We start from the raw sequence: 14,854 nt of genomic DNA, 5'->3' as shown, positions 1-14,854 counted from the left end.
ACATTGCTGAACTACTTGAAGCTGTACAACCACCACATTCCACAACGCGCCATCGACAATAAAACGCCTATCCTCGCACTCAAGGAATGGCAGCAGAAGCGCCCAGAATTATTCGTCAAACGCGTTTACGATCAAACGGGACTGGACATGTAGTAACTTGCAGGCGACAACAACATCAATCTCTTCGGCTCCATGAATAACGTAACAATCCCTCTCTGGCATGCGAGTTAAATCATTAGTCAGAAATTGCTGTATCAACTGCGACTTGCCTGAGCCCCCAAATATCCCGACAGCGTCGCGCTGCGAGGTCGATAGGAAAAGGTGTATCGCACCAGCAAGGCGGGCCTCATCCATCAAACTCGGTAGGTCCTGCCTGGATAGATAGACAAGGTTAACCGAGCCTTTGGGATGGTCACGCGCAGCATGGCCGACGTCCTGCAAACTTTTCGGGAAGGGGAGGGCACTCCTGTACAGTTCCTGGTTGGGTTTCGGTCCGTAGCTCGCCAGTTCAGATAAGCGGCTTGTCAGCGCAGTAGTAAGGATGTGCCAACCACGTGATTGCACAACTGTCTTGTTGCTCGCTTCAGAAAGGAAGATTGCCCCAGCTGCAACTGAGAGCTCAGTCGCGAGGGCGACGAGACTGTTGTCGCCAAGCTTGTTTTTTACGCCAACCTGTAGGTCACGAAGCGGCATAGTCCAGTTGGCGTGTTTCGAGAAATAGATATTAGCTACGGTAGTGCATGCAGCAATTAGTCTTAGAGGAGAGGTCTCAGCTATGGCGAAGGAAGTTCTGGCGATACCATCGAGCTCCCGCCAAGACATCAGAGAAGCTAACAAGTAAGGATTTGCGCTGATGACTTGTATCGTAGATGCGCCCCAAAAATCAATAGCCTGCACTGCTACAGCGACTGGCAAGCCATGGGTTGCGAAGTACGTCGCGACCTCTATTTGCATGCATAACGAACGCCAGACCTTTACGAGTCGTACTGCTGCACTTGGCGCAATCCTCGCGGCCTGTGCAAGAAGGCTGTGATTTGCTTGGTTGAGCGCTTCATATACCTCTGTTCCTAGCGTACGCCACAGACGTCTCCCTACTGACGCGCCAAACTCTGCAAACAGCTGATGCCGGCCGAACAGCCCAATCATCAAAGGTCCGGCAGGTACCTTTTGAACGGCGCTGACAGCGTGAAATTGGTGACCATATTTGCGGTCATTTTCATAATCTCCAAAGATTCCCCAACATTCGCCCTCTCTGGGTTTGACTTGGATGGCTTTGCTCGAAGCAACAACCCGTACAGTACGTGCAGTGTCCTCGAGCATCACTCGGAAGATGGAACCCCCCGTCGGAGAGGCATGCACAATTCTAGTGACAGTTCCGTTGATTGCTTCCATCTATTTCTCAGGAATGAAAACGCCAGTACCCTCCAGGTGGCGTAGCCTGGCGTTTGATGCGCGCAGTAGCTCGAGCTCCGCGAGGACATATGCTAGGTCAGCACTGCTCAGTTCCAGATTTTTCGAATTTTCGGATACCTCTGCAACTTCTTCTTTCCGATTTCGTAATTTCTCGTCAAGCTCTACGAATAATTCGTTGAGTGCCTGATTGGTGCCAATCGTCGACGGCGGTATGCCTAGGCATATGCAAATTGGCCGTTTCGCACTCTTACCAAGGCTGTTCAAAGGAACTTTGCCTAGCGGAGTAACTTTTATCCACTCTCTTAGCTTTGCTGCGTTTTCCGCGCCTTTTGCTTGCGAGTTGCGATTCATAGAGGCTACCTGGAATCAAGACTCAATCTTTAAGGGGACAACTTTCCGTAACGACGCTGTCAACTCTGCCACTTGCTTTTTAAGTTCAGCAATAGCGTCATCATAGTGCTTGGCACTGTTTGACAATGCACGCTCACTACGACTCAACTTTCCTTTTAAACTATCTTCCCCAATTTGCAACTGGGTAATCTCGGTTTCCTGCCTTGCAATTATCGAGTTTAGGAAGATAACTTTTTCTTTGAGTTCTTCGATTTGCGTGTTTTTATTTGTTTCGCCTAATTGTCGTGCTGCTCGTTTCACCAGAGCTTTGCATAGGGCATCAATTTCCGATTTGAGCCCTGAATGGGTGTCAAGCGTTGACCGATTCGTAATCGTAATACTGCCCAGAGTCAAGCGAACGCTCTCGCAATTTTGGGTTCCGTTCCACCGACAGAACTCAGCAATGCACGTGGGAAAATAATCTAGCTTTAGTTCTCCACTCGAATCGCGTACCTGCTCGCCATCAGTTGTAGCGACCCAAGGAACACCTGTGTCCATCCACGATTTGAGAAGGGATTTCTTCATTTCAATTGCCAGTTTTGCTTGCGCACGGCTGACATTCGCTGAGTGATTTCCGGAAATGCTCATATCATTTCCCCAGCTTCGAAAAGAAGATTGGCTCCCAACGGTCAATGATGCTGTTTAAAGCAGACTGCGTTTCAATAGCAACGCGCTCATCCGCGGCTAGGTAATTGTTAATAACGCTCAAATCCTGCTTAGCTTTCAGTCGGACGACTGGGGGAAGCGAATAATCTTCCTGCTGTTTATGAAGCTCCGCAGTTTCGACTTCCAGATGTTTTCGATATCCCGGCGTCGTAAGGAGGTGCAGGCAGCCCTCACATTTTCCCGCGGAAGCGTTCTCTGGGTGAATTTCGCCATCTTTGTAGCAGTTAGAACGGCCTTCGGTAGGGGAGTCATTTCCACAGCAACAAGCGCCGTGCTCTTTCTCTGAGACTGCATAGCCACGTTTGATAAGACGAGCTTGTAGAGTTGCTGCTTTTTCTGCGTTGTTTTGAGTTCGAAAGCTAATATTTGCTGAGAGCCGCTTCATCAGTGCAAGAATCAGTTTCGGGAATACGCCGCCCATCAATTCCCCGTTCAGCAGTCGTTCGATGAGGTCGCCAAGATATTCTTTCTCTACTTCATCCTGCATCGCGCTTATTTTGGCCATCTCTACTTCAAGAGCCGGGGAATAGAGATGCTGGACGCTATTTTCTGGCTCCACTCCAGGTGCGTCTGTCAGGTAGACTTCTGTCATCGAATAGGATACATGGACGTAATGTTCGCTTAAAGCGTCCAATTTGAATCTGTCATAGCGGTACTTGTAGAGGAGCCCAAAAATTCTTCGAAAGGGATGGGCACGCGAATTCACGTATTCAGTACTAACACCGGCCAGCTCGAAAAACCAGGTTGATGCGCGGCCAAAGTCGAACTGAGAAGGCGCAGCTTTATAGCCATGTAGAGTAAAAGTGCGGTGGAGAAATAGCTTATCGTCGCGGCCGCTAGCTTGGTCACTTGGATATGTTTTCAATGGCGTGTTAAGTGGTCGGAATACCTGTGATAGCTCCTCGAGGCAGTGAACGGCGTCACGGACTAGATTGTTGCACCAAAACGTTACGTACTGGCGCACGGATTTGGCAACGTAAATGTCAATGCGATAATCGGTTTCAGATATCCCAAGACTTCTCAAACAGCCAAAATACAAACCATGAGGTACGTTATGGCCAACCACTTCATTGCGACGTCTGCCGTGATTGCTGGCGATAATGCAGAACGCGGCAGTAAGCAGCATATTCACTAGCTTGCCAAGGTCGGAATGCTTAAAGTCTTTTATCGGAAGAGTACAGCCTGTGCGAGCTACCGCCTGGTTAAAAGCTCGAACACTAACGTTGCGTACATGGACTTCATTTTTAACATCGTCGTTGCTTAGACGTTCAAGGGCATCGCGGGCCGCGTTTGCAACTTCTATGATAATTGGTTTATAGTCATATATCCACTTCAAAGCTTCTTCGAAAATCTTTACTGCATCTGAGATTGATATGTTTTTGGTTCTTCCACCTTGATTTGGAAATCTAGCCGCAGCATCAGCGTTACTATTAGGATATGGCAGGAACGGTATCATATCGAAGCCGTCCGGCAAAAAAGAAAATCGGTTTATTTCCACCATTAGGCGCGCATAGGTGGATTCTGTTGCCTCCCAGGCTCTCGGACTTCTGTTCTGGCCGTCACTGTCACACTTTAATATTTCAGCAAGTTCATCAATGAACCAAAGCGGAACTTGATTTGCAGCGATAGGTAGGCCAATCAGCTCAGATAGCTCAAATGCGTCGACAGTAAGTTTTTTTACGTTGCCAGTTCCACGCAAGCGAGCGGCCAACGTATTATCATTCTTTGCTGCGTCAATAACTTCCTTCAGCGCGGCATCGTACTTCAATAAGCCCCACCAACTGTGCTCAGGCCATAATTCCGCAAGTTCTCGAGTGTCTTGATGAGTGACCTGAGATAGTCGATATATTCCACGATGTATTAGCCAAGAAAAAAGTCTGCTGCTGTTATTGATAAACTGTGAAATTTGGTCGCCTAATGCATCGGTCCTAACATGCAGTGTTGCGTTGATTCCTGCTTTCAATGAGTTTTGAAAGTCCGGAAGAGAGCTTAATGGTAATGTGCGATTGCTTGCAAAGCATGATTTATCTATGCGTGCGATGGCAATTTTGTTCAATTCGAAGGAGCGAACTTTCGCTGTTTTTTCGTCTTGGTGTGATATATCAATGTCGATAATTTTGTTCTCCCAAGGACTTAAATAGCGGGGGTTCCTATCGGCGTTTAGTCGGCCAGCCTCATCGATGAGGACAGGTTTGTCAACAATTTGATTGTCGAGTAATTTGCTTTTCTTATCTCTGCGCATTTAGTTTTTCTCCAGTTTTTGGATTAATTTACGAAATTCGCCTTCCTTGATGGTTTTATATAGCGCAATACAAACTAAAATGCGAGGTAACTCATTTGTCGCAAATCGTTTTGGATTCGCATCGCGAAGCTTTCTAAAATTACGTATATAGTAAGCGCGTTGATAAACACATAGCTCGACTAGGGCCTCTTCAACTCTAATTTCTTCCGTCGGGTTTGCAAGCCATGAGTCAATCAAGTAATTTTCCTCGTTCGATGAAAAGCGGGTCGGGGGCGCAAGCATTTTCCGGATTACGTTGGCATCTTCATCACTTATGTTAGGGTCGATTTCTTCTCGATTTGTGACGTAAAGTATGGATGCTTTTAGCATTTCGCAATATCGTTTGATATTTGCTTCGTTATGGGCAGTGTCCAGGCCGCCGAGATAATGCCTAGTCGTTACTGAGCTAGCGTGGCCTAGCTTAGCTTGTTGGGCCGCAAGGTCGCCCCCGCTTTTCAAGTAGTCGTAGCGTACCGTTTGGGGGCGGATATCGGTAGCAGTAAATCTCGGCAAGTCCCAAACTCTCGTAAATTCGTGGAAGTGTATGCCGTGTAGAAAAACATCTGCTTCCAGCTTTCCTTTATACGATAAATTAAATGACACAAAGATGGATTTGCTATGTCGAATCGCCAATTTGTCCACTGAGCTGTTATGCCAGAGTAGTAGGGATATTGCGCGTACGGCAGCTTTCTCCTCAATGTTCGTCGTAAGGTCGTCCGATATAACTTGGCTCTCTTGATACTGCTGAGTTTTTTCTTTTAAAGAAAATAGCTGGTATCCATGCGCCGTGCGCCTAATTCGGTCTATCGATAAGCCGATTAACGTGTCTGAGTTCCATCCGGTATAGCGTAAAAGAATAATGAAACAGGCCGTTACAACATATCGAGAAAGATAATGGCTGCTAAGTAATACTCCGAATCTAGTGCGGGCACCTTTCCCACCACTTAGTCGGTCTAATAGGGGTATATCCTCGATAAATACTCGGATTCCACTTACGGTGCTTGAGTAAAGCTTGTGGTGGTCAATTATCTTAAGCGCTATTATTAGCCTTTCTTCCGCTGTCCTCCGATTCGCTACTTTCTCATTGATGCGGCCGAGTTCAGTGAGCATTTTGATGGACTTCTTGAGAAGGGACTTTGGGAGCGGCATACGGCGCGCAGCATCTATCGCATGTTTGACGTTATCGTGCTCATCAAGCACCTCTTCACAGGTTTTGACAATGCGTTCTAATCGCTTACGGTAGTGCTCTTCAGAATTGCCGGTAAATTCGTAGACGTTGCTTTTGGTATCCGCTGACAATGGTAACTGTATCTCAGTGCTTTCAGCGCCAATGTCTACTCTGTCGCTGATATCTTTTCTGAATCGGCGTGGAGGTGCTTTAAGTGACGTTTTGTAACCTACTTGCGCGAGTGTTATTCCCGTTTGTAGTAGAGCCTGTCCATCTCGGATGATATTGCGAGCCTGCTCTGCCGAGGCTGCGGAAGACTGTACGTTTTTTTCAAGGTAATAGTTATCGATTTTCTTAAAAAGTAAGATAATATCTTTGCGCGTGAGTTGGTTTGGTGGAGTGCTTAAAAGTTTGGCCACGCTACCATCTTTCGCAATAGCTTTAACGCACCCTGCGAAATGACTGGCGACGGACTGCTGTAGAGGGCACTCTGCGTCATCAATACATGATTCAAGTAGGCCGTAGCGTTTTATTCCGCAAGCGGCTAGGTCGATTTTGACCTTGCGAGGTCTGTCGCTTTGCCCGCGTGTGTACTTGACTGCGAGAATGACCTGGTCATCTGTCCACTGATGGGTGGCGCCGTGTATGGCTGCAGAATTTGACATCGTCCATCCTCTTCAAGTTACGCGAACAGGAAGATTCTGCACGAAGATTTGGGTAAAAGTATATAGGTGCTAAAGGTAGGCTATTTCTATGTTCTAGTAAGCTTAATTACTTTAGCAATAAAGTTTTGAATCTTAAATTTAAGACCAATACCTTTAGGGTATTTCTCCGACAGCAGAGTATCTGAGTATTCAATTGTTTGGTCATACATGTATGACCCATAGAACGTGTACTCCGAACACACTCGGCCAATAACTATATGGGTTTGCTGGGCGGTCGGTCAGTCACACATCCGATGAGGGGCGACATAGGAATTCGTATTCGCCGTAGGAGTGTCCCTTCACGTAGAGGGGCAGGGCGGCGGCGAGTTCGTCATCGTCGTAGAGGGCGATGAATTGCGGCTGCCAGCCCGTTTCCGGCGTGGCGCTGCCGGATTCGTGCAGGGCGTGCAGGAAGGCGTAGGAAAGAAAGGGATTGGGGTTGTCTTGCCGGGCCAGCAGGCTGTCCCAGGCCCCCTGGCCGATCTCTGACAGAGAGGAAGCGATATGCGTGCGATAATTCAAGATGACTTCCGAATATGAAAAGCTGACTTCAATGGATAAGCGATTCTTCAACCTGTACTCGCACGATTTCGCGCGCGTGGCAGTCGCCAGTCCGCGTTGCCGCGTGGCCGACCCCGCCTTCAACGTCCAGGAAACGCTGCGCCTGGCGCGCGAAGCGGCAGACCAGGGCGCCGTGCTGGCCGCCTTCCCGGAACTGGGCCTGTCCGCCTATACCTGCGACGACCTGTTCCACCAGCGCGCCCTGCTCGACGCCGTGCTCGACGCCTTGCAGCAGCTGGTCGAGGCCTCGCGCGAGTTGCCGCTGGCCATGGTGGTCGGGGCGCCGCTGCGCCTGAACCACGTGCTGTTCAATTGCGCGGTGGTGGTGGCGGCGGGGCGCATCCTGGGCGTGGTGCCGAAAAGCTACCTGCCCAATTATGGCGAATTTTACGAAAGCCGGCAGTTCAGCGCGGCGGACAACGCGGCGGCCGACCGCATCACGCTGCTGGGCCAGGACGTGCCCTTCGGTCCGGAGCAGATCTTCGAGCTCGAGGGTGTGCCGCTGTTCCGCTTCCACGTCGAGATCTGCGAAGACGTCTGGGTGCCAGTGCCGCCGTCGTCCTTCGCGGCCCTGGCCGGTGCCACCGTGCTGGTCAACCTGTCGGCCTCGAACGTAGTGGTGGGCAAGAGCGGCTACCGCCACCAGCTGGTCAGCCAGCAATCGGCGCGCTGCCTGGCGGCCTATCTGTACACCTCGGCCGGCCTGGGCGAATCGACCACCGACATGTCCTGGGACGGCCAGTCCCTGATCTACGAGAAGGGCGACCTGCTGGCCCAGTCGCCGCGCTTCCTGCAGGACTCGCACCTGATCTTCGCCGACGTCGATCTCGAACGCCTGTCGCTGGACCGCATGCACACGACCACCTTCGCGCAGTCGGTGCGCCGGCATGCGGCGGAGGTCGAGCGCTTCCGCAGCACGCGTTTCGCCCTCGCGCTGCCGCTCGACAAAGACCTGCCGCTGGCGCGCACCATCGAGCGCTTCCCCTATGTGCCGGCGGACGGCAAACGCCGCGACGAGCGCTGCACCGAGGTCTACAACATCCAGGTCCAGGCCCTGCTGCAACGCCTGCAGTCGTCCGGCCACCAGAAGGTCGTGATCGGCATCTCGGGCGGCCTCGATTCGACCCATGCGCTGCTGGTCTGCGCCAAGGCCATGGACCGCCTCGGCCTGCCGCGTTCGAACATCCTGGCCTATACGATGCCCGGCTTCGCCACCAGCGAGCGGACCCTCCAGCAAGCGCGCCAGCTGATGGAAGTGGTCGGCGCCACCGCCCACGAGATCGACATCCGCCCGAGCTGCATCCAGATGCTGAAGGATCTCGGCCATCCCTATGCCGAGGGCAGGGAAGAATACGACGTCACCTTCGAGAACGTGCAGGCGGGCGAGCGCACCAGCCACCTGTTCCGGCTGGCGAACCACCACCATGCGATCGTGATCGGCACCGGCGATCTCTCCGAGCTGGCGCTGGGCTGGTGCACCTACGGCGTGGGCGATCATATGTCGCACTACAACGTGAACGCCAGCGTGCCGAAGACGCTGATCTCCCACCTGGTGCGCTGGGTGGCGGACACGCAGCAGATCGGTGAGAACGGCGCCGACGTCCTGATCAAGGTGCTGGAAACCGAGATCAGCCCGGAACTGGTGCCCGCCAAGACCGGTACCGGCAAACAGGCCGGCATCGCGCCGGCCGGCAAGCCGGCCCAGGTGACGGAAGACTTCATCGGGCCCTACGAGCTGCAGGACTTCAACCTGTATTACACGCTGCGCTACGGCTTCGCGCCGACCAAGGTGGCCTTCCTTTCGTACAGCGCCTGGCACGACCGCGATGCCGGTCCGTGGCCTGAAGGCGGCAGCCCGGCGCGCAACGAGTACGGGCTGGCGGCGATCAAGAAGAACCTGGGCATCTTCCTGTGGCGCTTCTTCAAGACCAGCCAGTTCAAGCGCTCCTGCGTGCCGAACGGGCCGAAGGTCGGCAACGGCGGTTCGCTGTCGCCGCGCGGCGACTGGCGGGCACCGAGCGATTCCGAAGCCACGGTATGGATGGAGCAGCTGGCGCGCATCCCGGACCAAGAATCAACCTGAAAGGAGAAAACCCCATGAAACAGATTACCTGCGTAATCAAACCCTTCAAGCTGGACGAAGTGCGCGAGGCGCTGGCGGAAGTGAACGTCACCGGCCTCACCGTGACCGAGGTGAAGGGCTTCGGCCGCCAGAAGGGCCATACCGAGCTGTACCGTGGCGCCGAGTACGTGGTCGATTTTTTGCCAAAGGTAAAAATCGAGGTGGTGGTCGACGATTCGATGAGCGAGCAGGTGGTGGATGCCATCATCAAGGCCGCGCGCACCGGCAAGATCGGCGACGGCAAGATCTTCGTGCAGGAAGTCGAGCAGGTGATCCGGATCCGTACCGGCGAAACCGGCGCGGACGCGGTCTGAGCCCGCTTCCGTCAATTCGATCAAATCCGCTTGTCGTTCAGACCAGGCTCATGTTACATTTCCATTTTGAAATGTCACATTGGCCTGGGCGGCCATTCAGCATGCGGATGAGTCTACGGTGAAGCATATCCTGGTAGTCGACGATGAAGAAGCGGTAGGGTACGTGTTCGAGCGCTACCTGGCTATCAAGGGTTACCGGGTGTCGGTGGCTTACAGCGGAGAACAGGCGCTGGCGGCCTTCGAGGCCGACCGGCCCGACCTGGTGGTCACCGACTACAAGATGCCCGGCATGAACGGCGCCGAGCTGCTGCTGCGCCTGCGCGCCATCGATCCCGCCCTGCCGGCGGTCATGATTTCGGCAAATCCCATCGAGGTCGGCCCGACCCTGGAGGGCGTCCGCTTCTTCCCCAAGCCGGTGTCGCTGGAGACCCTGGTCGAGCATATCGGCACCGTCATCTGAGCCGCCTCAGCGCCCTACCTGCAGGTTGAACTTCCAGGTCAGCAGGCGCAGGCCGCTGATGAAGAAGGCGCTCGACCACAGCGCGAACTCGCGCGGTACGCCGTACATCCCCATCAGCAGGAACATCCAGCTGCCGAGGAAGGCGCAGATCGCATAGGGCTTGCCGTCGCGGAAGACCATCGGCACCTCGTTGCACACGATGTCGCGCAGCACCCCGCCGAAGATCCCGGTGATCACCCCCATCATCGAGGCGATGAACAGCGGCATATGGGCTTCCATCGCCGCCGATGCGCCCGCCACCGAGAACAATCCCAGCCCGAAGGCGTCGGCGATCACGATCAGGCGTTCGGAAACGATGTGCCGCAGGGTGCGCATCAGGGGCGAAGCCACCAATGCCAGTACGAAGATCAGGATCGCGTACTCCTGGTGCTGGACCCAGAACAGCGGTCTTCGGTCGAGCAGGATGTCGCGCAGGGTGCCGCCGCCGAATGCGGCGATGAAGGCGACGGTGAATACGCCGACCAGGTCCATGCGCTTGCGCCTCGCTTCGATGAAGCCGGAGAACGCGGCGACCAGGACCGCCGTGATTTCGATAATGGTGACCAGTCTCATGCAATGCGGGCAAGTGGCAACGTTGCTAGACTAACATGCCGAGCCCGACATTGGCTTAATCCTGAGCCGCGAGCGGCAGCTGCACCGTGAATATCACCGCGCTGGTGCCCTGGCCGCCGGCGCCGGCCTGGTGGCGGTAGGCGATCTCACCCTGGTGCTCGCGCACGATCTGCTGGGCGATATAGAGGCCCAGGCCCATGCCGGTGCGGTTGCGCGGATTGTTCAGCGAGCTGCGCTTGAAGGGATTGAACAGGCCGGACTCGATCTCGTGCGGGATCGGCGCACCGGCATTCGCGATGCAGACCTCTGCCCGGCCGTCGTCGCGGCGCAGCAGGATCTCGATCGGCTGATTCGGCTCGCCATGGTGGCGCGCATTGCTCAGCAGGTTGGACAGCACCTGGCCCAGGCGGCCGCTGTCGGCCATGACCACGGCCGGGCCATCGATCTTCAGCTCGTAGACGATGGTCGGGTAGGCCAGGCGGGCCTCCTCGACCATGTCCTCGACCAGCGCCGCCAGGTCGACCCGCTCCAGCGCCACGCCGAGGCCCATGCCGCGGTCGATGCGGCTCATGTCCAGCACCTGGCCGATCATGCGCTGCATGCGGTTGCTGGACGACTGGATGCGGCGTCCCAGGGTGCCGCCCTTGCTGGCGCTGTCGGTCTTTTCCAGCACGATGCCGGCCATGTTGATGGAGTGCAGAGGGTCGCGCAGGTCGTGGCCCAGCATCGCCAGCAGTTGGGCGCGCGTCGCTTCGGTCTGGGCGCGGCGCGCGTTCGAGACCCGGGCCAGTTCGCCCAGGGTCATGCGGGCATGGATCAGGACGCCATCTTCCCATTCGTGGGCGCAGCCGCGCACTGTTTCATGCCAGGCGTCGAAGGAGCCGCGCGGGGTCAGGCGTTCGCCCATCGGCCCGATCTGGCCGCTCTTGTCCGGCTTGCCGCCCCAGGCGACTTCCTCGATCTGTTCATGGCGCAGCAGCAGGCACCAGCCCTTGCTGGGCGGGTCGTAGGGCAGGCCCAGCATGCCGGACCACTTTCCCAGGCCTTCACGCGCCTCCTCGGGCCAGTCGGCGGAACATTGACGCACCAGCAGTTCGTGCACATTGTCCGGCAGGGTGGCGACGATGGCCTCGCCGCTGCCCTGGTCGATGCCGCGGCAGACCACGCGGTCGAACTGGGTCGCGATCATGGCCTGGGCGCGCGCCGCGACCAGCATGCCGTCGGCGTGCTCGATCAGGGCCTCGAGCGGATCTTCTTCCAGCAGCAGCGATTCGACCAGGCTGGTACGGACCTTGGCGGCGCGCTCGACCAGTTCGGCTTCCTCGCGCGATTCCAGGCCCTGGATCGTCGAGGCGATGACCTGGGCCAGCACGTCGGCCGCCATGCGGATCGAGTAGGGTACGCGCTTCGGGCCCATGTGGTGGCAGGCGAGCAGGCCCCACAGGCGGCCGTTGATGACGATCGACACGCTCATCGAGGCGCCCACGCCCATGTTCTGCAGGTACTCGACGTGGATCGGCGAGACGCTGCGCAGCAGCGCGAAGCTCATGTCCAGCGGCGCGGCGCCCGGTGCGCCGACCAGGGGCACGGCGTGATAGGTGACGTCGGCGATCATGCGCAGGGTGTTCAGCACGTACAGGCGGCGCGCCTGCGGCGGGATGTCGCCGGCCGGATAGCGCTGGCCGAGGTAGGGCACGAGGTCGTCGCGGCGCGCCTCGGCCACCACGTCGCCGCTGTCGTCGGGGCGGAAGCGGTAGGCCATCACGCGGTCGAAGCCGGTGAACTCGCGCACCTGGCGCACGGCGGTGTCCAGCAGGGCGTCCACGTTCTTCTGGCGGCGCAGGCGGTCGATCGAGGAGTGGGCCTTGATGGCGAACTGGGCGACGGTATCGGCGGCGACCTCGCGCGCCTCGAACTCGGCGATCACGCGGCCCTCGTGGGCATGCACGACGCAGTCGTATTCGGTGTCGCCGACGGTAATCGCGGCAACCATCGGCATGGCCTCGCCCTCGCTCATGCTGTCCAGCGATTCCTGGATCAGCTCGGTGACTTCGGCCGGCAGGCCGAGTTCGCCGAAGGGCTTGGCGAGTTCGAGATGGGCGGCGAGGGCGGCGGGGGCGTTTTCGGTCCAGCCTTCGACCTCGCCGGCGGCGGTGAAGAAGATCAGTGCTCCGTGCGGCTGGATCGAACCCGGGATGTGGATCGGTTCATCTGCACAGTTGAGCAGGTCGACACGCATCGGGGCGCCCATCGGCACCGGTGATCTTGACTTCAATTCGCATCATCCCTTCTCATGCAAAACCACCATGGTTTCGCTAAGAGTGCATCTTACAGGTTTCAAAGAAGGCATGCCGTGCGTTTTTCAACTTAACGCGACAGTGGAGGGCTTTTTAGCCCGAAGTAGACCAAAAATTTGAACAAATGTAAGACTTAGTCGTCATTTAGCGCAGGGCGCAGAAGGACGATGAGGGCGCCATGGCCGCCATCGGTCCGGCCGGCCACGCAGAAGGCGACCACCTCGGCGGTCTGCACCAGCCAGCTGTGCACCATGCCGCGCAGCACCGGCTCGCCGCCGGCGGAGCCGTAGCCGACGCCGTGGATGATGCGCACGCAGCGCACGCCATTCTTGCTCGATCGGCGCAGGAAGGCATCGACCAGGCGCCGCGCGAGGTCGCGGGTATGGCCGTGCAGGTCCAGCTCGTCCTCGACCTGCCAGTGGCGTTTTCTCAGCTTCTTGACGACGTCGGGGCCGACGCCGGGCGCCGACCAGCTGAGGGTGGGATCTTCGTCGAGCAGGCCGTCGACGTCGAACTGGTCGGACAGCATCGACTCGCGCAGCACCGCCTCGATGTCTTCCTCGTGCAGCGGCGGACGCTGCGGGCCCGGCCCGGCGGCGCGGCGCTCGGCCTCCTGCACCGGGCGCCAGACGTAGCGGTCCGATTCCGGCATCGGCTTGACGTCCTTGACGGCCTCGCGGAACTCGACCGCGTTCGCCTTGTCGATGCGCTCGCGCCGCGCGCGCGCGGCCTTTTCGATGGCGCGCTGGCGCTGATCTTCCTTGAGCTGTTCACGCAAGGATTTGAGATCGGAAAAGTCTTTCAGGCCCGCCACTTCATTTCACTCCTTTGTCATTCCCGGCATTGCCGGAAATGACCTCCCACCAAGTAATTACTCCAGCGCTTCCAGATAACGCTGCGCATCCAGCGCCGCCATGCAGCCGGTACCCGACGAGGTGATCGCCTGGCGATACACGTGATCCTGCACGTCGCCGGCCGCGAACACGCCCTCGACGCTGGTCGCCGTGGCCATGCCCTCGGTGCCGCTGCGGGTCTTGATGTAGCCGTTGTGCATCTCGAGCTGGCCGTCGAAGATGCCGGTGTTCGGCTTGTGGCCGATCGCCACGAACAGGCCGTGCACCTTGATGTCCTTGGTGGCGTCGCCGGCGCTCGACTTCAGGCGCAGGCCGGTCACGCCGCTGGCGTCGCCCAGCACCTCGTCCAGGGTCTGGTTCAGCTCCAGCACGATCTTGCCTTCCTCGACCTTGTGCATCAGGCGGTCGACCAGGATCGGCTCGGCGCGGAACTTGTCGCGGCGGTGGATCAGGGTCACCTTGCTGGCGATGTTGGACAGGTACAAGGCTTCCTCGACCGCGGTATTGCCGCCGCCGATCACCGCCACTTCCTGGTTGCGGTAGAAGAAGCCGTCGCAGGTGGCGCAGGCGGACACGCCCTTGCCCATGAATTCCTGCTCGCTCGGCAGGCCGAGGTACTGGGCCGAGGCGCCGGTCGCGATGATCAGGGCGTCGCAGGTGAACTCATGCGAATCGCCCACCAGGCGGATCGGCTTTTCGTTCAGAAAGGTCGTGTGGATGTGGTCGAACACGATCTCGGTATTGAAGCGCTCGGCGTGCTGCAGCAGGCGCTGCATCAGTTCCGGACCCTGGACGCCCAGCGGATCGCCCGGCCAGTTCTCGACGTCGGTCGTGGTCATCAGCTGGCCACCCTGCTCGACGCCGGTCACCAGCATCGGGCTCAGGTTGGCGCGTGCGGCGTAGACGGCGGCGCTGTAGCCGGCGGGGCCGGAACCGAGAATCAGGACTTTGGCGTGTTTGCGAGTGGTCATTGCAGGAATTCGTCTTATTGGTAAGGGAAGGGAACTGGGGC

Annotated in this window: 12 protein-coding genes and 2 pseudogenes; 4 read left to right on the top strand and 10 right to left on the bottom strand. The window is 57.0% G+C overall.

What is annotated here, in order from left to right:
* Nucleotides 1-153: pseudogene (locus tag AB4Z32_RS18015) on the top strand (IS481 family transposase); the annotation flags it as partial.
* On the opposite strand, the gene AB4Z32_RS18010 reads toward AB4Z32_RS18015, so the two are convergent.
* The 6 genes and pseudogenes from AB4Z32_RS18010 to AB4Z32_RS17985 all read right to left on the bottom strand — a co-directional run.
* A complete protein-coding gene (locus AB4Z32_RS18010; RefSeq protein ID WP_442123233.1) occupies nucleotides 109-1,392 on the bottom strand; it encodes a helix-hairpin-helix domain-containing protein in 1,284 nt (427 codons plus the stop codon). The pseudogene AB4Z32_RS18015 and the gene AB4Z32_RS18010 overlap by 45 nt on opposite strands.
* On the bottom strand, nucleotides 1,393-1,764 hold the full coding sequence (locus AB4Z32_RS18005; protein ID WP_442123232.1) for a hypothetical protein: 372 nt from the start codon (nucleotides 1,762-1,764) through the stop codon (nucleotides 1,393-1,395).
* A 15-nt stretch (nucleotides 1,765-1,779) separates the two neighbouring features.
* Nucleotides 1,780-2,391 carry a hypothetical protein gene (locus AB4Z32_RS18000; RefSeq protein ID WP_442123231.1) on the bottom strand — a complete coding sequence of 204 codons (612 nt, stop codon included), beginning with the start codon at nucleotides 2,389-2,391 and terminating at the stop codon, nucleotides 1,780-1,782.
* Between the two features lies 1 nt (nucleotide 2,392).
* Complete coding sequence (locus tag AB4Z32_RS17995; RefSeq protein WP_442123230.1) at nucleotides 2,393-4,711, bottom strand: hypothetical protein; 2,319 nt, start codon at nucleotides 4,709-4,711, stop codon at nucleotides 2,393-2,395.
* A complete protein-coding gene (locus AB4Z32_RS17990) occupies nucleotides 4,712-6,583 on the bottom strand; it encodes a hypothetical protein (protein WP_442123229.1) in 1,872 nt (623 codons plus the stop codon).
* Between the two features lie 309 nt (nucleotides 6,584-6,892).
* Nucleotides 6,893-7,144, bottom strand: a pseudogene (locus tag AB4Z32_RS17985) (peptidogalycan biosysnthesis protein); the annotation flags it as partial.
* A gap of 31 nt (nucleotides 7,145-7,175) precedes the next feature.
* On the opposite strand from AB4Z32_RS17985, the gene AB4Z32_RS17980 reads away from it, so the two are divergent.
* From AB4Z32_RS17980 to AB4Z32_RS17970, 3 genes are all read left to right on the top strand, one after another.
* Nucleotides 7,176-9,266 carry an NAD(+) synthase gene (locus AB4Z32_RS17980; RefSeq protein WP_442123228.1) on the top strand — a complete coding sequence of 697 codons (2,091 nt, stop codon included), beginning with the start codon at nucleotides 7,176-7,178 and terminating at the stop codon, nucleotides 9,264-9,266.
* 14 nt (nucleotides 9,267-9,280) lie between these two features.
* A complete protein-coding gene (locus AB4Z32_RS17975) occupies nucleotides 9,281-9,619 on the top strand; it encodes a P-II family nitrogen regulator (RefSeq protein ID WP_442123227.1) in 339 nt (112 codons plus the stop codon).
* A gap of 118 nt (nucleotides 9,620-9,737) precedes the next feature.
* Nucleotides 9,738-10,079, top strand: coding sequence for a response regulator (locus AB4Z32_RS17970; RefSeq protein ID WP_442123226.1), 342 nt, complete (start codon nucleotides 9,738-9,740; stop codon nucleotides 10,077-10,079).
* Nucleotides 10,080-10,085: 6 nt separating this feature from the next.
* Here AB4Z32_RS17970 and AB4Z32_RS17965 read toward each other — a convergent pair whose 3' ends face one another.
* From AB4Z32_RS17965 to trxB, 4 genes are all read right to left on the bottom strand, one after another.
* Nucleotides 10,086-10,691 carry a trimeric intracellular cation channel family protein gene (locus AB4Z32_RS17965; protein ID WP_442123225.1) on the bottom strand — a complete coding sequence of 202 codons (606 nt, stop codon included), beginning with the start codon at nucleotides 10,689-10,691 and terminating at the stop codon, nucleotides 10,086-10,088.
* 55 nt (nucleotides 10,692-10,746) lie between these two features.
* Nucleotides 10,747-12,966 (bottom strand): ATP-binding protein, encoded by a 2,220-nt coding sequence (locus AB4Z32_RS17960; protein WP_442123224.1) that lies wholly within the window; start codon nucleotides 12,964-12,966, stop codon nucleotides 10,747-10,749.
* Between the two features lie 155 nt (nucleotides 12,967-13,121).
* On the bottom strand, nucleotides 13,122-13,802 hold the full coding sequence (locus AB4Z32_RS17955; RefSeq protein WP_442123223.1) for a Smr/MutS family protein: 681 nt from the start codon (nucleotides 13,800-13,802) through the stop codon (nucleotides 13,122-13,124).
* A gap of 57 nt (nucleotides 13,803-13,859) precedes the next feature.
* Nucleotides 13,860-14,813, bottom strand: coding sequence for a thioredoxin-disulfide reductase (gene trxB, locus AB4Z32_RS17950; RefSeq protein ID WP_442123222.1), 954 nt, complete (start codon nucleotides 14,811-14,813; stop codon nucleotides 13,860-13,862).
* Nucleotides 14,814-14,854 lie beyond the last annotated feature (41 nt).

Origin of the sequence: Massilia sp. 2TAF26 (genome assembly GCF_052115005.1) — a bacterium.
In the GTDB taxonomy this organism is placed as follows: Bacteria; Pseudomonadota; Gammaproteobacteria; order Burkholderiales; family Burkholderiaceae_D; genus Telluria.
Note: the sequence above shows the minus strand (reverse complement) of the source record. Positions and strands in the feature narration are given on the sequence as shown.

Bases quoted from the DNA above. Each gene is read 5' to 3' on its own strand.
- AB4Z32_RS18010 (WP_442123233.1), bottom strand. From the start codon at position 1,392: ATGGAAGCAATCAACGGAACTGTCACTAGAATTGTGCATGCCTCTCCG.
- AB4Z32_RS18005 (WP_442123232.1), bottom strand. From the start codon at position 1,764: ATGAATCGCAACTCGCAAGCAAAAGGCGCGGAAAACGCAGCAAAGCTA.
- AB4Z32_RS18000 (WP_442123231.1), bottom strand. From the start codon at position 2,391: ATGAGCATTTCCGGAAATCACTCAGCGAATGTCAGCCGTGCGCAAGCA.
- AB4Z32_RS17995 (WP_442123230.1), bottom strand. From the start codon at position 4,711: ATGCGCAGAGATAAGAAAAGCAAATTACTCGACAATCAAATTGTTGAC.
- AB4Z32_RS17990 (WP_442123229.1), bottom strand. From the start codon at position 6,583: ATGTCAAATTCTGCAGCCATACACGGCGCCACCCATCAGTGGACAGAT.
- AB4Z32_RS17980 (WP_442123228.1), top strand. From the start codon at position 7,176: ATGGATAAGCGATTCTTCAACCTGTACTCGCACGATTTCGCGCGCGTG.
- AB4Z32_RS17975 (WP_442123227.1), top strand. From the start codon at position 9,281: ATGAAACAGATTACCTGCGTAATCAAACCCTTCAAGCTGGACGAAGTG.
- AB4Z32_RS17965 (WP_442123225.1), bottom strand. From the start codon at position 10,691: ATGAGACTGGTCACCATTATCGAAATCACGGCGGTCCTGGTCGCCGCG.
- trxB (WP_442123222.1), bottom strand. From the start codon at position 14,813: ATGACCACTCGCAAACACGCCAAAGTCCTGATTCTCGGTTCCGGCCCC.